This is a genomic window from Streptomyces sp. AcH 505 (assembly GCF_000818175.1).
Classification (GTDB): domain Bacteria; phylum Actinomycetota; class Actinomycetes; order Streptomycetales; family Streptomycetaceae; genus Streptomyces.
Genome location: NZ_JTIY01000001.1, coordinates 6734416 through 6755643, shown reverse-complemented (window position 1 = coordinate 6755643; position 21228 = coordinate 6734416). Strand labels below are relative to the sequence as shown.

The following is a 21228-nucleotide window of genomic DNA, read 5'->3' as shown; positions in this document are numbered from 1 at the left end:
GTGGCGCTGCGGCGGCCCTGGGCGGGCCTGCTGCGCCTGCCACGGGACGACGAGGCGCCGCCGCGCTTGGCGCGGTCGGAGACCGGCGCCGTGATGACGACCGGCACACCGGAGGGCGCCTGCGCGCCGGTGATCCGGCTCAGCTCGGCCTCGCCCGAGCGGACCTGGGCGGTCTGCGGGGTGATACCGGCGTCGGACATCAGCCGGGTCATCTCGCGGCGCTGGTTGGGCAGGACGAGCGTGACGACACTGCCGGACTCGCCGGCGCGTGCCGTACGGCCGCCGCGGTGCAGATAGTCCTTGTGGTCGCTCGGCGGGTCGACGTTGACGACGAGGTCGAGGTTGTCGATGTGAATGCCGCGGGCGGCGACGTTGGTCGCCACGAGCACGGTCACATGGCCCGTCTTGAACTGGGCGAGCGTGCGGGTGCGCTGCGGCTGTGACTTGCCGCCGTGCAGCGCCGCCGCGCGTACGCCGTTGTTCAGCAGGTGCTCGGTGAGCCGGTCCACGGCGTGCTTGGTGTCGAGGAACATCAGCACCCGGCCGTCGCGGGCGGCGATCTCGGTGGTGGTTGCGTACTTGTCGGCGCCGTGCACGTAGAGCACGTGGTGCTCCATCGTGGTGACGGCACCGGCCGAGGGGTCGACCGAGTGGACGACCGGGTCGTGCAGGTAGCGGCGCACCAGCAGGTCGACGTTGCGGTCGAGGGTGGCGGAGAACAGCATCCGCTGGCCCTCGGCGCTCATCTGGTCGAGCAGGGCTGTGACCTGGGGCATGAACCCCATGTCGGCCATCTGGTCGGCCTCGTCGAGGACGGTGATGCTCACCCGGTCCAGCTTGCAGTCGCCGCGCTCGATGAGGTCCTTGAGCCGTCCGGGGGTCGCGACGACGACCTCGGTGCCCCCGCGCAGCGCGCTGGACTGCCGGCCGATCGACATACCGCCGACCACCGTGGCCAGCCGCAGCGACAGCGACCTGGCGTAGGGGGTGAGCGCGTCGGTGACCTGCTGGGCCAGTTCGCGGGTGGGGACGAGGATCAGGGCGAGCGGCTTGCGCGGCTCGGCGCGCTGTCCGGCGATCCGGACCAGCAGCGCGAGGCCGAAGGCGAGGGTCTTGCCGGAGCCCGTCCGGCCACGGCCCAGTACGTCACGTCCCGCGAGCGAGTTCGGCAGGGTGGCCGCCTGGATCGGGAACGGCTCGTTCATACCGAGGCCCGCGAGGGTCTTCAGTACCGGCTCGGGCATGTCCAGCTCGGCGAAGGTGCTCACCGGCGGCAGCGGCGGGGTGATGGTGACGGGGAGTGCGAATTCGCCCTGCAGCGCCGCGGGGCGGCGGCCGTAGCCGCCGGACCTGCCGGACGCTCCCGAGCGGCTCGGGGCCTGCGAGCGGTAGCGGCCGGCGGCACCGGAATTGCCGGAGCTGGAACCGCCTGAGCGGGTACGGGTGTAACGGTCGTTCGTGCGACCTGCGCGGTTCATGGGGAACCTTCCTCGATGCGGCACGTATCGAGGAATTCCCGGCGTGAAAACATGGCCGAGGAATCGCAAGAACGAGCCGGAGTAAACAAAGAAAAGAAGACGGGCCGGTCGGGAATCTGCCGGGCGCGGCGCGTCGAATTCATAGGGCATCCGCCGGCAGCGGGCGGAGCGCGGCTGCCTGGCCGGAGGCCTGGCAACGCAAAAAAATAACGAGCTGGGGCCCGCACCCAAGGTGCGGGCCCCAGCTACGTCATACGTTCAGCGTCAGGCGGGAACGATGTTCTCGGCCTGCGGGCCCTTCTGGCCCTGCGTCACGTCGAAGTTCACCTTCTGGCCCTCCTGAAGCTCACGGAAGCCCTGGGCGGCGATGTTCGAGTAGTGGGCGAAGACGTCAGCGCCGCCGCCGTCCTGCTCGATGAAGCCGAAACCCTTTTCCGCGTTGAACCACTTCACGGTGCCACTAGCCATATCAATTTCTCCTTCGGGGCAGTGCCCCGGGGTCCGCACTGTGCGTACCCCGCGTCGCCGCAATGATTACCCCGTCCGGAGATTATCCACCGGAAATACGAAAGTGCTCCCACAGCACAGGACGCTGATGGGGGCACTTGAAGTCTCTGGGAACCACAACTGCAACTGAGATCAACAGTAGCACGGTGCGAGCGTGAAGGGACGGCAAGTGTTTAAGCGCCCGGCGCGGCGCCGGAAAACGTCAGCGGGTATTGCCCTTTTTTCTGTCATCGCCGCTGTAGTTATTCTCGTCCCCCGCCGAGCGGCGCAGTTCGTCGTTGAGCCGCAGCGCGTCTTCGAGCTGGTCCTCCAGGATGACGATGCGGCAGGCCGCCTCGATCGGGGTGCCCTGGTCGACGAGTTCGCGGGCGCGGGCGGCGACCCGCAGCTGGTAGCGGGAGTAGCGGCGGTGGCCGCCCTCGGAGCGCAGCGGCACGATCAGCCGCGCCTCGCCGATGGCCCGGAGGAAGGCGGGGGTACTGCCGATCATTTCCGCGGCCCGGCCCATGGTGTAAGCGGGGTAATCGTCGTCGTCGAGCCGGTCGGCGGTGTTCGGCCGGGATGCCTGGGTCACGTGTGCCTCTGGTCGCTACGGAAGATTCTCTCCCCACCATACTGGCGTATGGCTGTCGTGGCCGGTACAGATTCGGGTCGGCCGAACGGCAGTGCCACGAGCAGCCAGAGCGTGATCCAGACGTAGGTGTTCGAGCCGAGGAAGGCGTCGAGTCCGCCGGAGTCCGCCCGCCACAGCCAGACCACGCTCGCGCACAGGAGGACGTACGACACGGCGCACGCGACGAGCAGGCCACGGTGGCGGCGGCGCAGGGCCGAGTCGGTGACGAGCAGCAGTGCCGGCAGCGCCCAGACCAGGTGGTGCACCCAGGTGACCGGTGAGACGAGACAGGCGGCGAGGCCGGTCAGCGCGAAGCCGGCCCGTTCGTCGCCCGCGCGGACGGCGGCGCGGCAGCGGTACGCCCAGACGGCGAGGACGACGGCGGCGCACGCCGGCCAGAGCGCCCTGCTGTCGCCGTACGGGCCGAGCCGGGCGAGGACTCCTTGCAGCGACTGGTTGGAGACATAGCTGAGCGAGCCGACCCTGCCGGTGTCCCACAGGGCGGTGGACCAGAAGGTGCGGGAGGCGGCCGGGTCGATCAGCGCGGCGAGCAGGGTGGCCCCCGCCGCCGTGGCCGTCGCTGTCGCGGCCTGTCTGCGCCGTCCGGTGACCAGCAGATAACCGATGTACAGCGCGGGGGTGAGTTTGACGGCGGCGGCGAGTCCGATGCCGACGCCCGCGTACTTGCCGTGTCCGGTGGCGAGCAGCCGCGCGTCGGCGAAGACGAGCGCGCACAGCACCAGATTCACCTGGCCGAAGCTGAAGGTGTCGTTGACGGGTTCGAGCAGGGCGAAGAGGCAGCCGATGACGGCGAAGGCGAACCAGCGCACCCACCGCTCGCGCCGGACGGCGGGCGCTGCCAGCCAGTGGAGCAGCAGCGCCGAGGCCACCAGGCTCAGCGTGATGCTGACGGCCACCGCGGCCGGCCAGGGCACGAGCGCCATCGGCAGCATGGCGACCGCGGCGAACGGCGGGTAGGTGAAGCCGTAGTGCGTGCCGGGGCTGAGGTAGTCGTAGATACGGCCGCCGTGGTGGACCCAGTCGCCGACGGCGCCGTAGTAGACACCGACGTCGAAGAAGTGCCGGAACAGCGGGACGGTCACCAGGAAGGCGGCCGTCGCCGCGATCAGCAGGCCGGCGGCGACGGGCCGTCCGGCGGGCGTCTCCAGCGCCGTACGCAGCCGTCTCACGAGGCGGTCCTGGGCAGCGGCGCCGCCAGGGTGGTGTCGGCGGGTGCCAGCAGGAACATCCACCACAGGGCGAGCAGCGCCAGTATTCCGCCGCAGATGGCGAGGGCGAGTTGCAGGCCGCCGGGCGGCAGTCCGTCCGGCAGCAGTCCGAGGGCGAGCACACCGCTGCCGGCCGCCGCCCATCGACGCAGCCGGCCGGGCGGCGCGGAGACGGCGATCAGGAACAGCCCCCACAGCGCGTACCAGGGCCGCAGGGCGGGGCCGAGGGCGAAGAGCGTCAGCAGGCCGAGCGCGAGCGCGTGGACCACGCCGGTGCGTTCGCGGCGCAGCCAGAGTGTGACCACCACGGCGGCCGTCGCCAGCACGCCGAGCAGCCGCCACAGCGGCAGTGCGAAATGGCCGAGTCCGCTGCCCGTCGCGTCCAGCAGCATGCCGCTGAGCCGGCCGAGCCCGCTCGTCAGCGACCAGTTCCCTGCCGACACGGGGGTGCCGAGGGCGCCGAGCCAGCCGTAACCGGTGCCGGCGAGCGCCGTCACGGCCGCGGTGGTGGCCAGTGCGACGGCGCAGGTCAGCGCCAGGGCTCTGAGGGTGCGGGCCCGGCCGGTCAGCTGCCCGGCCCAGAGGGCGGCGACGGTGAGCAGTCCGAGCGCCGCGGGAGCCTTGACCAGCGCGGCGAGTGCGATCAGGACGGTCGCGGGCACGGGACGGGCGCCGAGGGCGGCGACCAGGCCGAGGCCGAGCAGGCCCAGCATCAGGGCGTCGTTGTGTGCTCCCGCCACCAGATGCAGCAGGACGAGGGGGTTGAGCGCCCCGAGCCACAGGGCAGCGGACGGATCGACGCCGCAGCGGCGGGCCAGGGTCGGCAGGACGGCGATCATCAGGGCGACGCCGAGCAGGGCCACGAGCCGCATGCCGAGGACCCCGGCGGGAACGTCGAGCCGGGCGAGCCCCGCGGCCTTGCCCGCGACGGCGAGAAAGACGGGGCCGTACGGGGCGGGGGTGTGCCGCCAGACGGGCGCGACCTCGGCGGCGAGCGGACCGCCGAGCCGGTCGGGGCCGTGGCTGTACACGTCGATGCCGGAATGAACCATGGCGCCCTGCGCCAGATAGCTGTAGACGTCCCTGCTGAACAGGGGCGGGCCGAGGACCAGCGGCGCCGCCCACACCAGCAGCGTCGTCGTCAGCTCGCGCGGGGCGGGCGGCCGTGGCCCCCGTACGCTGCGGCCGAGCCACCACCAGGCCGCTATCAGCAGCACGATGCCGAAGTAGACACAGAGCAGGCCGAGGGCGACCCGCCCAGAGGTCGGCACGAACTCCTCACGGACCGGCAGGGCGCCCGCCGTGAGTCCGCCGGCCATGATCGCGACGGCCCCCACGAATCCGAGCGTCCGGCAGCGGCCGGGGTCCACGTCAACGTTCAGGGCGAGCATCCGTGGACACTCGCAGGCGCGATGACACCGGTGCGGGCGTCCATATGACCGTGGCCCGTCGCCCAGTTGAATTGCGGGCGGACCCGCCGTCAGTGGTCGATGGCGTCGATCAGTTCACGGGCGCCCTGGCGCAGCAGGGTCACGGCGACGGAGGTGCCGAGGGTGGCCGGGTCGAGCGGGCCCGCCCACTCGTGGGCGTTGAGCACGGTCTTGCCGTCGGGCGTGAAGACGCAGGCACGCAGCGAGAGGTCGCCGTTGCGGTGGGCCTTGGCGTACCCGGCGATCGGCGAGTTGCAGTGGCCCTGGAGCACATGGAGGAACATGCGTTCGGCCGTGGTCTCGCGGTAGGTGTCCGGGTCGCCGAGGTCGCTGACGGCGTCGATGGTGGCCGTGTCGTCCTGACGGCACTGCAGGGCGAGCACACCGGCGCCGATCGGCGGGCACATCGCCTCGGTCGACAGGACCTCCGTGATCACGTCACGGCGGCCGATCCGGTCGAGCCCGGCGGCGGCGAGGAGCAGCGCGTCGGCCTCGCCCGCGGCCAGCTTCTCCAGCCGGCGGTTGGCGTTGCCGCGGAACGGTACGCACTCCAGCTGCGGGTGGGAGGCGGCGAGTTGGGCGACACGGCGGACGGACGACGTACCGATCCTGGTCCCGTCCGGCAGCTCGTCGAGGGTGAGCCCGCCGGGGTGGACGAGGGCGTCGCGGATGTCGTCACGCTTGAGGAAGGCGGCGAAGGTCGTACCGGCGGGCAGCGGACGGTCGGCCGGGATGTCCTTGACGCAGTGCACGGCGAGATCGGCCTCACCGGCGAGCAGGGCGGCGTCGACCTCTTTGGTGAAGGCGCCCTTCCCCTCGACCTGGGACAGGTCGCCCATCCACTTGTCCCCCGTCGTCCTGACCGGGACGACCTCGGTGGCGATCCCGGGGTGCAGCGCGGCCAGTTCGGCGCGTACACGTGCCACTTGGGCCAGTGCCATGGGCGAGTCGCGGGAGACGATGCGGATCAGCTCTGGGACGGACATGGCACCAACGATAGCCCGTCAGAAGGGAGCGTCCGCGCCCCGCCCGGCCGGGCACGCTCAGTTTCGTCGAGGTGGCACAGCGGTGACGAGGGGGCTCGGTGGTGACGAGGGGGCTCGGTGGTGAATGATCACAGGTGGGTGCGGGCCCGGGCCTTGCGGGCTGCCAGGCGGGTCCAGAACGCGACGGCGAACAGCACCGCTGCCACGGCGCAGAAGATCCACGCGTCGGTGTCACCCCTGATGACGCCGACCGCCTCGAACAGTGCCCACGCGCCGAGGACGACACACAGTGCCGTCCACGCGATGTCCGCCGTACGCGCCCGGAGTTGGCCTCGCTGGACCGTGCCGGGCTCCAGCGGGGACATCGGTTTGTCGTCGTGTCCGGTGTGCGGCGCGAGCCGGCCGGTGTGTGCTGTGGGCCGGCCGTCGTGTGTGTGCTCCGTCATGGGGCACCTCCTTGTCCATCCCGTTGCCCCGGAAAGCGGTCCGTACGCCGGGCGGTTAGGCTGGCCGCGATGTTCACCCCCAAGGGCCCGACCCTCCGCGAACTCGCCGTCCAGGCGCTGTCGTCCATCGAGCACGGCTACGACCTGCTCGCTCCGAAGTTCGACCTGACACCGTTCCGGACGCCGGGGTATCTGCTGGACGCGGTGGTGGAGGCGGTACGGCCGCTGGGCCCTTTCCGTACCGGGCTCGACGTGTGCTGTGGCACCGGCGCCGGGGTGGGGGCGCTGCGGCAGCTGTGTGACGAGCGGGTCATCGGTGTCGATTTCAGTGCCGGGATGCTGGCGGCGGCCCGCGAGGCCCAGCCGGCTGCCGCGGACGGGCCCGCCGTGGAGTTCGTACGGGCCGACGCGCGGCGGCTGCCCTTCGGCCCGGTCCACGACCTGGCGACGAGCTTCGGGGCGTTCGGGCACTTCCTGCCCGGCGAGCGGCCGGCGCTGTTCGCGCAGACCCATGCCGCGCTGCGGCCGGGCGGGCTGTTCGTCTTCCCGTTCCCCGCGCCGCCGCCCGTCGGCAGCCGGCTCTACTGGGCGCTGTGGGCGTTCGACGCGGGGATGCGGCTGCGCAACGCGCTCTGGCACCCCACGTTCGTCATGTACTACCGCACCTTCCGGCTGCCGGACGTGCTGGCCGAACTGGCGGACGCGGGTTTCGTCACGGAGCTGCTGCCGCTGACCGAGCTGGGTGCGCGGCCGGACGGCGGTCCGCGGTGCGCCGTGGTGGTGGCGCGCAAGGAGTGAGCGCGGCGGCTCAGAAGTCGCCGTCGATGCCGGTGACCACGGCGGGCCCGAGCGGTGCCCGGTCCTCGGAGAGGCCGGCGTCGTGCAGGGCCGCGCCCGCGAGACGCTTCGCCTCGGCCTCGGCCGCGTGGTTGTTGTCGGCCTCGACCTCCAGCCGGATGTTGAAAGTGCCGTTCTCGTTGACGCTGAGGATGTCCAGCTCCTCCGCCTCGCCGAGGGCGGTGTTCTGCGGGTCCGCAGGGCGCAGCCGGGCCACCAGCGTGGCGCGGGAGTCCTCGGTCAGCTCCTCCAGGAACGTGCCGGGGATCGTGATGACGTAGGTGGTCATACGGACTCCTTGGTAGACGGCGCCGGCGGGACGCGCTCAGATCCGCCAGGACCGGATACGGTCGGCCGCGTCGAAGACGTCGGTCTTCTCGGCGGTCAACTGCTTGGTGAGTTCGACGATTTCACCGTACGGCGCGTCCACGCCCTCGCCGCACATGCTCATGTAGGCGATGGCGACGGCGCAGGCGAACCGTACGTTGTAGGCGGGCAGTGGCTTGAGGACGACGAGTGTGTGCAGCAGTGCTGCTGCCCGCCAGGCGGGATCTGAATCCATGCCGAGCCGCGGCGGATCGACGCGGTGCCGGGCGACGGCGGCGACCAGCGCGGAGAAGTCGGACACGACGGGGTGGTCGGGCAGGACACTCTCCTGCTGATGCAGCAGCCAGCGCACGTCGACGTACAGGACCGGCGGCACGGTCAGGCGGCCCGTCCCGCGGAACCGCGGCCGGGCCCGTCGTCGATACCGGCGTCCGCGATGGCGTCGGCGAGGGCCGTGTCGCCGAAGACGCGTCGGAAGACGTCCGCGCCTTCCTTCATGGCCCGGTGCCGTACGACGGCGTCGGCGGTCGACGCCCGGACGAACGCCTTCATCGTCATGCCGCGCTCCGAGGCGATCTCGCGGATCTCCTGGAGTTCCGTGTCGGGGAAGTCCACATTGAGAGCTGCCATCCTTTGACCGTACCACCCGGGTACCTGGACCGGAATAGCCGCAGTTCATCGGGCATCTGTCCGGGTACCCGGGTGGTACGGGACGACGGACCGCGCGGTGTGCCGGAGAGGGCCGGCCGGTGGGAAGTGCGTACGGCGGCCGTGCAGTGTCAGTACGGTCGGGAGTCGAAGTTACGTACGTGCCGCAGCCCCGCGAGGAGCCTGAACAGCCACAACAACAGGTCGTCGGTGTCAACTTCACCGCCGGTGTCAACTACATTGGTTCCCACACCGCTTAGGCTGCACGGCAGCGGCCGCCAACGGGGGCAACAATCGGTGGTTCTGAATGGAAAGGTGACACCATGACATCGACATCCGGCACACCGGACAGCGTCGGAACGACAACAGCCCTCCTGAAGACGGAACTTCCTCGTCTTGAGGCTCACCAGCAGTCGCTGGAAAAGGAACTGGCGGCGGTGACCGACCGGCTGGAGTCGGTGCGCTCCGCGCTGACCGCCCTGGTGGCGCTGTCCGACGCACCGCACGTGCTGGCAGAGGCAGCAGCCGTCGCGGCGCCCGCGGACGAGGTTGCGGAAGCCGAACACACGGCGCAGGAGGACTCCTCCGCCGCAGCCGGCACGGCAGCCCCGGCCCGTCGCAAGGCCCGCAAGGCGGCGAACCCGAAGGCGGAGCCGAAGGCCGAGGCCAAGAAGGAAACGGCCAAGCGTCCCGCCGCGAAGAAGAACAGCACACCGAAGAGCGCCAAGGCGTCGGCCGAGAAGCCGGCGAAGGCGTCCGCGGCGGCACAGGACAAGAACCCGAGCGGGCTGACCGAGCAGGTCGTCGCGATCCTCGCCGCAGCGAACGGTGACGCCGTACGCGCCCGTGACGTGGCGGCCGCCCTCGGCCGTGACGACTCCCCCGGCAACATCAACGCCGTGCGCAGCACGCTCGACCGGCTCGTCGCCACCTCGCGCGCCGACCGCGCGGGACGCGGTCTGTACCGCACCCGTTCCTGACGTCGCGGACATCGGACGCACGGCGCGGGTGACACGTACCGCATCCGGCAGGGGCGAACCCCAGGTCTCCCCGGGGCCCGCCCCTGCCGGATGCGAACGTGCCTGCTGCGAAGCCTGGTTCAGCTCCGCGTCAGTGTGATGGTGTCGATGTCGAACAGGGACCCCGCCCCACCGGTGAAGGTGAGGTAGAGCGGCCCCGTGGCGGTTCCCGGCAGGGTCGTGGAGACCGTCCGGAAAGTCTCCCAGCCACCGGTGTTGGGGACGGCGACCGAGCCGATCACCGGTCCGGTGGCCGAGCCCGAGCGGATCTGGACGGTACCGCCAGCGCCGGCCGAAGAGACCTTCGCCGTGAAGGACTTGACGCCGTTCAGACTCGCCTGGGAGTAGCCGGCCCAGTCACCGTTCTCGATGTAGCCGAGCGTCCTGCCACCGCTGGCGGGGCCGTGGTCGGCGGGCTGCACACCGGATCCCGAGGTGTACGACTCGCCCTCGTAGGTCGAACTGGTCGGGGTGGTGCCGCCCAGCTCCTTGATCCGGATGTTGCGGAACGACACGTCGTCGTCCCCGCTGTGGTTCTGGATCCCGATGTAGCCCTGCTTCAGCGACCTGACCGGGTCGGTGTTGGTGAAGTCGTTGATCTTCGCGCCGTTCAGGAAGACCTGCAGGCGCTCGCCCTCCACCCGCAGCTCGTAGGTGTTCCACTGACCCGGCGGGTTGAGCGCCGCGTCCCTGGCCGCGATGTCCGCGGACTTGAACCCGTAGACGGCCCCGGTGGTGCGGTCGGCGCTGTCCGTCGCGTCGATCTGCACCTCGTAGCCCTGGTTGACGGCCGAGTTGGGGTCGTCGGAGGCCGGGAAGCCCACGTAGACACCGGAGTTGTCGTCGCCCGCCAGCTTCCAGTCCAGCTTCAGGGAGTACGAGGCGTACTCCTTCGCCCGGTACCAGAGCAGCCCCATGCCTCCGGTGGAGGTGAGGGTGGCGTCGGTGTTGGTGAAGCTGCCGGGCCCTGCCTGCGACCAGCCGGTCGTCGAGCCGTTGTACAGGCTCGTGTACCCGCTGTCCGGACGGCAGTCGGCCTTGGCGAAGCCGGCCGCGTACCGGATGCCGCCGAGCAGCAGCGTACGGAACGACGAGTCGGCGTACGTCTCGATGGTGTGGCCGAGACCGGTGTAGAACGAACGTCCGCCGCCCTGCGGGTGGCACCACGTGATGGGGTGGTCACCGCCCATCTCGCCGCCGGAGTAGCTGGATTCGTCGAGGGTCTGCAGGACGTGCACGTTGGCCCGCGGGTTGGTGCGGTAGTTGTACAGCTCGTCGGTGTGCGCCCAGGTCTGCCCGAAGTGGGCGGTCGCCGGGTTGGCACGGTCCTCGGTGCGCACCGTGGCCTGCTGGATCGCCGGGTGGCTCTTGAACCAGGCGCCGACGAGCTGCTCGTACTGCGGCGACTCGTACTCGGCGTCGGCCGCCGCGTGGACGCCGACGTAGCCGCCGCCTCCGGCGACGTACGTCTGCAGCGCGGACTGCTGCGCGTCGGTCAGCATGTCGCCCGTGGTGCTGAGGAACACCACCGCCTTGTACTGCGCCAGGTTGGACGCGGTGAAGGCGTTGCTGTCCTCGGTCGCCGTGACGGTGAAGTTGTTGGCCGCGCCGATCTCCCGTACGGCCTGGGTGCCGGCCGGGATGGAGTCGTGCCGGAACCCGGCCGTCTTGGAGAAGAGGAGCACCTTGTACGCCGGGTCGGCGGCCTGCGCGGTCATGGCGGGGGTGAGGAACGCCCCGACCAGGGCGAGCGTGGTGACGATCACCGAGGCGGAGGCGGTGGACAGCCGTCTCAGCCGCAGGGGCAGCACTTTCATCATGGTCCCTTTCCCGCCCGTCACTTGGTGAGGGTGAGCGTGTCGATGTCGAACAGGGACCCGGAGCCGCCGGTGAAGGTCAGGAAGAGCGCTCCGGAGGACGCCGTGCCCGTCAGCGACGTGGAGACGGTGGTGAAGGTCTCCCAGTTGCCGGTGGGCTGGACGGCGACGGTGCCGAGCACGGCGCCGGTCGCCGAACCCGAGCGGACGGTGATGGTGCCGCCGGGCCCGGCGGACGAGACCTTGGCCGAGAACGTCTTGGTGCCGGCCGTGGGTACGGACGCGTAGCCGGCCCAGTCGCCGTTCTCGATGTAGCCGAGTGTCTTGCCGCCGCTGGCAGGCGCGTGATCAGCGGCCTGGACACCGGAGTTGGAGGTGAAGGACTCACCCTCCACCGTCTGGCTGGAGCCGCCGCCGGTGGTGCCGGTGGCGAAGGTGAAGGCGTCCAGGTCGAAGAGGTTGCCCTGGCCCGTCGGTCCCTTGAAGACGAGGAACAGTTCGGTGGTGCCGGAGGGTGCGCCGCTCAGGTTGGCCGACACGTCGACGAAGTTCTCCCAGCCGCCGGTCGGTGCGACCGTGGCCGTGCCGAGCAGGGTGCCGGTGGCCGAGCCGGCCCGTACCTCCAGGCTGCCGCCCACACCGCCGGAGGAGACCCGTGCGGTGATCTTGTTCGCGTTGCCGAGGGCGTAGGGCTTGAAGGAGATCCAGTCGCCGTTGTCGGTGAAGCCGACGGTGTTGCCGCCCTCGGCCGTGCCGTGCGCCGCGACCTCGATGCCGGACTGGGCACCGTAGTGCTCACCCTGGCGGTGGCGGGGCTGGAGGACCCGCTGGTTGTGCGTGGTCAGCCCTGCGGCGTCGGTGTACTCGGCGTCCAGGACGCCGTAGATGTTGGCGGCGCTGTCGTGCTCGCCGTCGACGGGTACGGCGATGCTGCCGGTGCAGCCGTTCTTCGAGGTGATCTGGTGCTGGTGGACGTCATGGCCGAGCAGGTAGGTGACCTTGACCTTGGCGCAGTCGATGGCACCGTCCTCGGGGTCGCTGACGGTCACGGTGAAGGGAACCGTGTCACCGAAGGAGAACAGCTGTCCGTCGTTCGGTGTGGTCAGCGTGACGGTCGGGGCGGTGTTGCCCGCGGTCACGACGAGGCTGGCGCTGCCGGTCAGTCCCTCCGGGTCCTTGACGGTCAGGGTCGGCCGGAAGGTTCCGGTGGTCGTGTACGTGTGCGACGGGTTGGCGGCGGTGGAGGTGGCGCCGTCACCGAAGTTCCACGCGTAGGTGAGGGCCTTGCCCTCGGGGTCGGAGCTGCCCGCCGAGGAGAAGTTCACGGCGAGCGGGGTGGGTCCTGACGTCTTGCTGGCCGCGGCCACGGCGACGGGGTTGCGGTTGCTCCCGCCGACGTACTCCACGCGGTACAGGGCCTGGTTGTTGGCCCCGGTGCCGTAGTCGAGGACGTAGAGCGCGCCGTCGGGTCCGAAGGCGGTGTCCATGACCTGGGTGCCGGTCCAGGGGAAGGCGTCGATGGTGCCGGGGCTGCCGTCGGCGTTGACCGTGATGGCCTTGATCCACTTGCGGCCGTACTCACCGGCGAAGAACTTCCCGTCCAGGGACTGGGGGAACTTCACAGCCGAGTTGAGGTTCGCGTCGTAGCGGTAGACCGGGCCGCCCATCGGGGACTCGGAGCCGCCGCCGAACTCGGCGGGCGAGCCCGCGTCACCGCCGTACCTGATCCAGGCGGACTTGACCGCGGGCAGCGTGGCCAGACCGGTGTTGCGGAACGAGTTGTTGGCGGGGCCACCGCCGCAGTTGTACTTCGCGGCGGACGGACCGCTCGGGAAGGTGTACTCGTTGTAGGTCTCGGTGGAGGTGTTCGTGCCGGTGCAGTACGGCCAGCCGTAGTTGCCCGCCGAGGTGATCCGGTTGAACTCGACCTGACCGCTGGGGCCGCGGTTGGCGTCGGTGACACCGGCGTCCGGACCGTAGTCGCCGAGGTAGACGATCCCGGTGGCCTTGTCGACGGACATCCGGAACGGGTTGCGGAAGCCCATCGCGTAGATCTCGGGCCGCGTCTTGGCGGTGCCGGGTGCGAAGAGGTTGCCGGACGGGATGGTGTAGCCGCCGGCCGCGGTGGGCTTGATCCGCAGGACCTTGCCGCGCAGGTCGTTGGTGTTGCCCGAGGAGCGCTGGGCGTCGAACTGCGGGTTACGGTCGGTCCGTTCGTCGATCGGCGAGAAGCCGCTCGACTCGAACGGGTTGGTGTCGTCGCCCGTCGTCAGATACAGGTTGCCCTGCGCGTCGAAGTCGATGTCACCACCGACGTGGCAGCACTGGCCACGGTCGTTGGCCACTTCGAGCAGGACCTTCTCGCTGGCCAGGTCGAGGGTGCCGTCGGTCTTCAGAGTGAACCGGGACAGGTTGAGGTGTCCCTTCCACTGGTCGAAGGTGGCGGCGGAGCCGGTGACCGGCGCGTCGCCGTCGGGGGTGGTGAGCCGCGGCGAGTAGTACAGGTAGAGGAAGCGGTTGCTGGCGAAGCCGGGGTCGGCGGCGACGCCCTGGAGCCCCTCCTCGTCGTGCGTGTACACGTTCAGCTTGGCCGAGGTCTTGGTGTTGCCCGCGGCGTCCGTGTACCGGAGTGTGCCGTCACGCGCCGTGTGCACGACGGCTCGGTCCGGGAGGACGGCGAGCGACATCGCCTCACCCAGTTCGGCACCGCCCAGGGCGAGTTGCACCTGCTGGTAGTCGCTTGCCGGTATCGCGGCAGCGTCCTCGGGGTGCGCGACCACGGCGGGTGCGGCGGTCCTGGCGGCGGGGGCGGCTGCGGCGGCCGCCGGGCTGACGGCGGCGCCGGCGACGAGCATCGCCAGCGCCGTGACCCATCTCAGCCATGACTGTCTGTGCTTCCCTGGCTTTCCTGGCAGTCCTGACATGGAGCTTCCTTCCTGACCTTGCGGGGGTGAGTCAGGCATGGGCGCGCGTCACATCGACCGCGCTGCCGTGTCACTTGGGGGGAGGAACCTGCGGCCTGGGTGATGTCCCTTCACCCAGGCGACAGCCGTACCGATCTCAGGCGAACTTTCGAAACGCGTGCCGGTAATTGCAGGTACTCAAGGAGTTTTTGCATGTTGGCAACGTGACCGTAATTTGTCAAGGGAGTATCTAAATACCCGAACGGCCCACCCAACTCATGCATCCGGCAACGACTTTGAGCGCGGACGCGGGGCCAGGGACGATGTCGGGAGTGCACGGAATGAAACGTTTCGGTTACCGGAAACGTGCATCGCACACTCAGTTCCGCGAGGGTGGCGGGTCCCCGCCGGAGGAGGCGGGGAGGGGCCGGGAAGGATTTGGTCGAGTCGCGGCAGAAATGAGCCCTGGGGGACGGCGGCTCCGCACTCAGCCCAGGCGCGGGCCCGGCCGGGTCGCCAGGACACCGCCGTCGACGACCAGCGTCGTACCGTGCACGTATCCCGCGCCGTCGCCCGCCAGATACGCGGCGGCGTTCGCGATGTCCGCCACGCTGCCCGCGTGTCCGAAGGGTGAGTCCTCGACCATCTTGTGCCGGAACTCGGCCTCCGGTCCTTCGGGGTCGGAGATGATCACGCCGGGCGCGATGGCGTTGACCCGGATGCCCTGGCCGCCGAACTCCGAGGCCCAGCCACGGGTCAGCTGTTCCAGCGTCGCCTTGCTCGCCGAGTAGAGCGCGCCGCCGATGAAGCCGACCTGGGCGACCCAGGACCCGATGTTGATGATGACGCCCTGCGACCGGCTCAGCATCGAGGGCAGCAACGCCTGGGTGAGGAACACGGGCCCGCGGACATTGAGGTCCATGACCCGGTCGTAGGTCGCCACGTCGAGGCTCAGCGTCGCGGTCCCCGGCGAGATGCCCGCGTTGTTGACGAGGATGTCGAGGCGCCCTCCGACCAGTTCCAGAGTGGCGGCGGCGAGCCCCTGGGCCGCCTCCGCCGTGCTGAGATCGGCGGCCACGAAGTCGGCCCGGCCGCCCGCCTCGCGGATCGCCGACACCACGGCGCCGCCCCGGTCCGCGTCCCGGCCGCTCACGATCGCGTACGCACCTTCGGCGGCGAGCCGCAGGGCGATTGCCCGGCCGATCCCGCTGGTCGAACCGGTCACGAGCACTGTCCTGCCGTCCAGAGTTCCCATGGTGACGAGCCTTTCTCCGCGATTTAATGGACCGTACGGTTCACTCTAAGCTGCGATGGACCGTACGGTCCAATCACCGCGCCCGGTGATCCTTGTCGTCCTTTGGGGGGACGCACGTGGTGTCTTCACATCGGATTTCCCTGGGGTACGTGTAGCTGCGCTTGTATGAGGCGGATGGACCACATCACCTTCCTTGTGGCAGTGGTGATCGTGACGGCTCTGGCCTTCGACTTCACCAACGGATTCCATGACACGGCGAACGCGATGGCGACGTCGATCGCCACCGGCGCGCTGCGTCCCAAAGTGGCCGTTCTCATCAGCGGCGTACTCAACATCGTGGGCGCCTTCCTCTCCACCGAGGTCGCCAGGACGATCTCCGGCGGCATCGTGGAGGACAGCCTGGTGACACCGGGCATGATCTTCGCGGGGCTGATCGGCGCCATCATCTGGAATCTGGCGACCTGGCTGCTGGGGCTGCCGTCCAGTTCCTCGCACGCCCTGTTCGGCGGGCTGATCGGCGCGGTGTGGGTCGGCGCGGGACAGCACGGTGTGCACTTCGACCAGGTCGTCGAGAAGATCCTCATCCCGGCCCTGGCCTCCCCGCTGGTGGCCGGGCTCGCGGCGCTGTTCGCGACCTATCTCGCCTACCGGATCACCTCGAAGGGCCGGGAGTCGTCCGTCAACAAGGGCTTCCGGCTCGGCCAGATCGCCTCGGCCTCGCTGGTCTCCCTGGCGCACGGGACGAACGACGCGCAGAAGACGATGGGCGTCATCACCCTCACCCTGATCTCCGCCGGCGCGCTCGGCCATGACGCGGGACCGCCCGTGTGGGTCATCGGTGCCGCCGGACTCGCCATCGGCCTCGGCACGTACCTCGGCGGCTGGCGGATCATCCGGACGATGGGCAAGGGCCTCACCGACATCAAGGCACCGCAGGGCTTCGCCGCCGAGTCGGCGGCGACCACGGTCATCCTCACCTCGGCCCACCTCGGCTTCGCCCTGTCCACCACCCAGGTGTGCTCGGGCGGCATCCTCGGCGCCGGGCTCGGCAGGCGGCTCGCCGAGGTGCGCTGGGGCACGGCGGGACGGATGGTCGTCGCCTGGTGTGTGACGCTTCCCGCGGCAGCCGCGGTGGGCGCGGTCGCAGCGAGCGCCGTCGTGCACGGCGGGACGGCCGGCACGGTCGTGATCGCCGTGGTGGCCGCGGCCGCCGCCGCGTTCATCGTGTTCATGTCCCGCCGCAACCCGGTCACTTCGGGCAATGTCAACGACGACCACGCCGTGGCCGTCCGCACCGACGCCACAGCGGCGCACGCCTGATCAGGCAGGAGGAATCCCGATGAGTCTCGACTGGAGTTCGCTGGGCGAGGTGGCACTCGTCAGCATCGGTGTCACCGTCGGCGTCGTGATCGTCTTCTCGCTCGGGGTGCGCGCCCTCGGCTCGGGCGAGGAGGAGAGCGGCGCGGGCGGCGCCACGACACGGCGCGCGGCGACACCCGCCACCGCCGTCGCCGGCCTCTGCTTCCTCGCCTGCGCCGCCGTCGTCGCGTACGGGCTCTATCTGATCATCCCGCAGTTGCACTGAGCGGACGGCGCGAAGGAGCGCACAGCGCGAAGGCGGCCCCCGCGTGGATCACGCGGGGGCCGCCTTCGCGCTGACGTGTCCCGCTACTTCTTGCTGTACGACTTCACGTAGCCGGCCGCCGGACTGCCGACGCCCGTCACGTTGTCGTATCCCGGGGTCGCGGACAGCGAGCTGTCGTGACCGAGGGAACGCAGCGAGGTGGAGATGCCGTCGGCGTCGTCCTGCCCGTTGACGAAGTCGTTACGGACAACGGCGAGACCCTGCCCGGCGCCCAGCGGGTGGTCGTTCACGTCGTGGTAGGACGACGTGCCGTACCGCTGGTAGATGCCGGGGTTGGCGAAGCCGATCGGCAGGCCGTGGTGCGCCTGCTGAGCCAGCGCCTGGACGCCCGCGATGACCGGAGCGGCCAGCGAGGTACCGCCGATGCGGTACTCGTCGTACCCCTGCGTGCCGTCGGCGAGCGTCTGGGTCTGACCGACGAGGAACCCGGTGTTCGGGTCGGCGACGGCCGCGATGTCCGGGATGACACGCATCGGGGCGGTGGTGCCGTTCGCCTTCGAGAGCGAATCGGCGACGACGCCCTTCTGGTAGAACGGCTGCGGCACGGTGGCACTCGTGCCGCCGCCCGCCCCGGAGGTGTAAGACCCCGGGAAGTCCGTCCAGTTGGTGCCGTCGTCCGACAGGGGCGCCAGCAGCGTGCCCCAGCCGGTCTCCCACTTGTACTTGTCGTTCTTGCCGACGGCCAGCGACGTACCGCCGACTGCCGTCACCCACGCCGAGTTGGCGGGAACGTCGGCCTGCTTCGTACCGGTGGACGCGACATTGTCGCCCGCGTCGCCGGAGGAGAAGTAGAAGCCGATGCCCTCGACGGCGCCCGTCTGGAACACCTGGTCGTAGGCGGCGGCGGCGGCCGGTGTCTGGTTGGCCTCCACGTCGCCCCAGGAGTTGGAGACGATGTCGGCGAGGCGCCCGTCGACGATCTTCCCGAGCGAGTCGAGCAGATCGTCGTCGTTGCACGAAGCCCCGCCGACGTAGGTGATGTCGGCGTCGGGAGCGACCGCGTGGACCGCCTCGACGTCGAGCGTCTCCTCGCCGTACCAGCCGGAGGCTCCGCATTCCTCGGTGCTGTTGTAGTCGGCGGGCAGCACCTGGGAGAGCTGTCCCGCACGGTACTTCTTGTCACCGTTACGCTTCGCGTACTCGCCGGCGTCCTTGGCGATCGTCGGCGACGCGTAGGCGTCCGTGATGGCTACGGTGACACCCTTGCCGGAGTAGTTCTTCCCTCCGTACACGGCCCGCAGTTGCTCGCCGGTGTAGCCCTTGATCGCGTACGGCGCTTTCGAACCGTAGGCGGACGGGAGCTTCTTGTCCGTCTTCGACCCGTAATAGGTCGAGAACGGACCGGCGTTGCGGAACACGGCGTCCGGCGGCGGCAGCGTGTCGTCGTGGTGCGACTTGCGCGGCGCGTTGTCGAGACCGGTCACCGTGAGGACGGCGCCGCCCAGCGACGCCGGCACCGAAGGTGTCGCGTCGGGCGCGCGGTACGTCTTGCTGCCCTTCGCGTACTTGTGCAGCTTGACGGAGAACGCCTTCTCCACCGCCGCCTTGGAACCGCTCACCGTCAGGTAGTGCCGGCTGGTGCCGGTCACCTTGAGTCCTGCGGACTTCACCCAGGCGGTGACCTGGGCTATCTGCTGCTCGCTCGCACCGAAGCGGGCCGCCGTCTGCTTCGCGCTCAGATACTTGCCGTACGAGGCGGAGTTCGGGTCGGACACCTCCTTGGCGTACTGCGCGAGACCAGCGGCGTCACGTCCGGCGAGATAGACGCGAGCGGTGATCTTGCCGGCATCCGGGGCGGCACCACGGTCCGCCTGCTGCGTCGCCCAGAGCGGCTTGATGCCGTGGAGGGCGGCGCGTCCGGCGGGGCCGCTGTCGGCTCCGGCGGACTGGATACCGAGCGCCAGGGCACCGGTGGCCATGGACAGTGTCGCTGCCCAGGCCAGTCCGGCCCGCAGGCGCGGTCGGCTGGATCTCATAGAACCCCCTGCGTTGCTAGTGAACGCGCGTGGCGGGGCGAGGTAGTTGGTGGCCACACGCAATGAGCCACTCTGTCGATCAACTGTTCATATGGGGTACATGCATTGGCCAAGGGAACCCCAAAGGCCGCCCATGCGCCCACCAACTGGCCAGGTCAGGCGGGCACATCGCCGCTATGTCCGGCAACGGACCGTCATGTCGGGGAAAGACGGCTTGCGTCCACGCACGGAAACCGGCCAGCGGCATTCCCGTGCACCTTGGGAGCGCTCCCAGTCGATTATGGAAGACTCTCCACAGACATCACGGAGCAGGAGAACAGATGAACCCCCGCAACCGGCAGGGCCAGAGACCGACCCTTGAGGCCGTCGCCGCGCTGGCCGGCGTGGGCCGGGGCACGGTCTCCCGGGTCGTCAACGGCTCGACCGGCGTCAGCCCGAAGGCCAGGAAGGCCGTCGAGGCAGCGATCGCCGAGCTCAACTACGTGCCCAACCCGGCGGCGCGGAGCCTCGTCACCAGCAGGACCGACAGCATCGCGCTGGTGATCCCCGAGTCGGAGAGCCGGCTGGCCTCCGAGCCGTACTTCTCCGCCGTCATCAGGGGGGTGAGCACGGAACTGGCCGACACGGAGATGCAGTTGCTGCTGATCCTCGTCCGCAATCCGCGTGAGCTGACCAGGCTGACCCGGTTCCTGGAGGCGCAGCGGGTCGACGGGGTGCTGCTGGTCGCCGTGCACCGGGACGATCCGCTGCCGGCGCTGCTGGAGAAGATGCAGATCCCGACCGTGCTCGCCGGCCGGCGCTCACCGGCCGAGGCCCTCAGCCATGTGCACGCGGACAACCTCGGCGGGGCCGCGTCCGCCGTCCGCCACCTGCTCGGCAAGGGGCGCCGTACGGTCGCGACGATCACCGGGCCGCTGGACATGGACGTGGGCCACAGCCGTCTCCAGGGGTGGCGCGACGCCCACACCGAGCTCGGCGTACGGCCGGACGAAACGCTGGTGGCCCCCGCCGACTTCACCGAGGACGGCGGCCGGGCCGCCATGGGCGAACTGCTCGACCGGCGGCCCGACATCGACGCGGTCTTCGCCGCTTCCGACGTGATGGCGGCCGGTGCGATGACCGAGCTGCGCCGGCGCGGCCGGCGCGTCCCCGAGGACGTGGCGATCGTCGGCTTCGACGACTCGATCGTGGCGCACCACACCGTGCCGCCCCTGACGAGTGTGCGCCAGCCGACCGAGGACATCGGACGGTCCATCACCCGGCTGCTGCTCGACGAGATCCGCGACCCGGCCAAGAGCCACCGCCAGTTGACGCTCCCGACCACCCTCACCCACCGGGGCACCGCCTGATCCGGCCGCCGAGACCGCCCGTACCGACCTGCCCCCTTACCCCATAACCCCTCTGGGGTTATGCTGGGGGTACATCGTCGATCCAGCATCGGAGCGGTCCGTCATGCCCAAAATCAATGTGTATCTGCCGGACGACCTGGCGGAAGCGGTCAAGGACGCCGGGGTGCCGGTGTCGGCCGTCTGCCAGCGCGCGCTCGAACAGGCGGTTCGGCGGGTGACCGCCATCCGCGAGACCGTCCTGAGCGGGCTGGACATCGAGGAACCCGTCGGAGCCCTCTCCCACTTCACCTCGCGCACCCGCACGGTGCTCAAGCTCGCCGTGGCGGACGCGCGTTCGTCCGGCGAGCAGGTGGGCACCGGCCATCTGCTCGCCGCCGTGGTGGCCGAGGGCGGCAACCTCGCGCTTCAGGTGCTGCGCGCCATGGAGATTCCCCCCACCCAGGTCACCCGCGACCTCGGCCTGCGGCGCGCCGGGACCGCGCAGGACGGCCGGGCCGGCGACGGCGGGGATCCTCAGCTCAGCGTGGAGGCCGCCGCCGCGCTGGAGTTGACGGTCACGGAGGCCACCTCCCTGGGTCACAACTACGTGGGCTGTGAGCATCTGCTGCTCGGCCTCGCCGCCGAGCCGGACGGCACGGCGGGGCAGGTGCTGCGCGGCCTCGGCGCCGAGCCCCGGCTGGTGCGCCGCGCCGTCACCGCGGCGCTGGCCGGTTACGTCCATCTGCGCGCGCAGGTGACGTCCCAGGAGGGTGCGGCGGCGCCG

At 70.2% G+C, this 21228-nt stretch carries 20 protein-coding genes; 6 read left to right on the top strand and 14 right to left on the bottom strand.

What is annotated here, in order from left to right; all coding sequences use genetic code 11:
* From HY68_RS29635 to HY68_RS29605, 7 genes are all read right to left on the bottom strand, one after another.
* Positions 1-1478, bottom strand: a 1478-nt coding sequence (locus tag HY68_RS29635) for a DEAD/DEAH box helicase (protein ID WP_041994654.1), incomplete at its 3' end; no start/stop codon positions are given.
* Between the two features lie 264 nt (positions 1479-1742).
* Entirely contained in the window at positions 1743-1946 is a 204-nt protein-coding gene (locus HY68_RS29630; protein WP_014061102.1) for a cold-shock protein, read from the bottom strand.
* A 241-nt stretch (positions 1947-2187) separates the two neighbouring features.
* A complete protein-coding gene (locus HY68_RS29625) occupies positions 2188-2493 on the bottom strand; it encodes a MerR family transcriptional regulator (RefSeq protein ID WP_078864019.1) in 306 nt (101 codons plus the stop codon).
* 62 nt (positions 2494-2555) lie between these two features.
* A complete protein-coding gene (locus HY68_RS29620; RefSeq protein WP_241778802.1) occupies positions 2556-3779 on the bottom strand; it encodes a glycosyltransferase 87 family protein in 1224 nt (407 codons plus the stop codon).
* Positions 3780-3784: 5 nt separating this feature from the next.
* Positions 3785-5218, bottom strand: a complete 1434-nt coding sequence (gene mptB, locus HY68_RS29615) for a polyprenol phosphomannose-dependent alpha 1,6 mannosyltransferase MptB (RefSeq protein ID WP_041994645.1) — start codon at positions 5216-5218, stop codon at positions 3785-3787.
* 89 nt (positions 5219-5307) lie between these two features.
* On the bottom strand, positions 5308-6243 hold the full coding sequence (gene hemC / locus HY68_RS29610) for a hydroxymethylbilane synthase (protein WP_041994642.1): 936 nt from the start codon (positions 6241-6243) through the stop codon (positions 5308-5310).
* 128 nt (positions 6244-6371) lie between these two features.
* Positions 6372-6689, bottom strand: coding sequence for a hypothetical protein (locus HY68_RS29605; RefSeq protein WP_241778712.1), 318 nt, complete (start codon positions 6687-6689; stop codon positions 6372-6374).
* A 69-nt stretch (positions 6690-6758) separates the two neighbouring features.
* On the opposite strand from HY68_RS29605, the gene HY68_RS29600 reads away from it, so the two are divergent.
* Positions 6759-7487: a class I SAM-dependent methyltransferase gene (locus HY68_RS29600; protein WP_041994639.1), complete on the top strand. Its 729-nt coding sequence runs from the start codon at positions 6759-6761 to the stop codon at positions 7485-7487.
* Between the two features lie 10 nt (positions 7488-7497).
* On the opposite strand, the gene HY68_RS29595 is transcribed toward HY68_RS29600, so the two are convergent.
* From HY68_RS29595 to HY68_RS29585, 3 genes are read right to left on the bottom strand one after another with little or no spacing between them, the layout of a single operon-like run.
* On the bottom strand, positions 7498-7815 hold the full coding sequence (locus HY68_RS29595; RefSeq protein WP_041994636.1) for a hypothetical protein: 318 nt from the start codon (positions 7813-7815) through the stop codon (positions 7498-7500).
* A gap of 36 nt (positions 7816-7851) precedes the next feature.
* Positions 7852-8229: a toxin Doc gene (locus HY68_RS29590; RefSeq protein ID WP_041994633.1), complete on the bottom strand. Its 378-nt coding sequence runs from the start codon at positions 8227-8229 to the stop codon at positions 7852-7854.
* A 2-nt stretch (positions 8230-8231) separates the two neighbouring features.
* Entirely contained in the window at positions 8232-8483 is a 252-nt protein-coding gene (locus HY68_RS29585) for a hypothetical protein (protein WP_041994630.1), read from the bottom strand.
* Positions 8484-8824: 341 nt separating this feature from the next.
* Between HY68_RS29585 and HY68_RS40160 the strand changes: the two genes are divergently transcribed.
* Positions 8825-9481, top strand: coding sequence for a hypothetical protein (locus HY68_RS40160; protein WP_041994627.1), 657 nt, complete (start codon positions 8825-8827; stop codon positions 9479-9481).
* Positions 9482-9600: 119 nt separating this feature from the next.
* Here HY68_RS40160 and HY68_RS29575 read toward each other — a convergent pair whose 3' ends face one another.
* The 3 genes from HY68_RS29575 to HY68_RS29565 all read right to left on the bottom strand — a co-directional run bounded on the left by HY68_RS29575 (position 9601) and on the right by HY68_RS29565 (position 15495).
* Positions 9601-11337, bottom strand: coding sequence for a ThuA domain-containing protein (locus tag HY68_RS29575; protein WP_052457310.1), 1737 nt, complete (start codon positions 11335-11337; stop codon positions 9601-9603).
* A 20-nt stretch (positions 11338-11357) separates the two neighbouring features.
* The gene (locus HY68_RS29570) at positions 11358-14261 is read right to left on the bottom strand and encodes a carbohydrate-binding protein (RefSeq protein WP_041994624.1); all 2904 of its coding nucleotides are present in this window, start codon (positions 14259-14261) and stop codon (positions 11358-11360) included.
* A 466-nt stretch (positions 14262-14727) separates the two neighbouring features.
* Complete coding sequence (locus HY68_RS29565) at positions 14728-15495, bottom strand: SDR family oxidoreductase (protein ID WP_041994621.1); 768 nt, start codon at positions 15493-15495, stop codon at positions 14728-14730.
* Between the two features lie 174 nt (positions 15496-15669).
* Between HY68_RS29565 and HY68_RS29560 the strand changes: the two genes are divergently transcribed.
* Both HY68_RS29560 and HY68_RS29555 read left to right on the top strand, forming a co-directional pair.
* The gene (locus HY68_RS29560; RefSeq protein ID WP_041994618.1) at positions 15670-16815 is read left to right on the top strand and encodes an inorganic phosphate transporter; all 1146 of its coding nucleotides are present in this window, start codon (positions 15670-15672) and stop codon (positions 16813-16815) included.
* A 19-nt stretch (positions 16816-16834) separates the two neighbouring features.
* On the top strand, positions 16835-17080 hold the full coding sequence (locus HY68_RS29555) for a hypothetical protein (RefSeq protein WP_041994615.1): 246 nt from the start codon (positions 16835-16837) through the stop codon (positions 17078-17080).
* 83 nt (positions 17081-17163) lie between these two features.
* Here the strand turns inward: HY68_RS29555 and HY68_RS29550 are convergent, their stop codons facing one another.
* Positions 17164-19116: a S53 family peptidase gene (locus HY68_RS29550; RefSeq protein WP_041994612.1), complete on the bottom strand. Its 1953-nt coding sequence runs from the start codon at positions 19114-19116 to the stop codon at positions 17164-17166.
* Positions 19117-19436: 320 nt separating this feature from the next.
* Here HY68_RS29550 and HY68_RS29545 point away from each other — a divergent pair, with 320 nt between their 5' ends.
* Complete coding sequence (locus HY68_RS29545; RefSeq protein WP_041994609.1) at positions 19437-20465, top strand: LacI family DNA-binding transcriptional regulator; 1029 nt, start codon at positions 19437-19439, stop codon at positions 20463-20465.
* A 103-nt stretch (positions 20466-20568) separates the two neighbouring features.
* The coding region (locus HY68_RS29540; protein ID WP_052457223.1) for a Clp protease N-terminal domain-containing protein at positions 20569-21228 on the top strand (660 nt) is incomplete at its 3' end.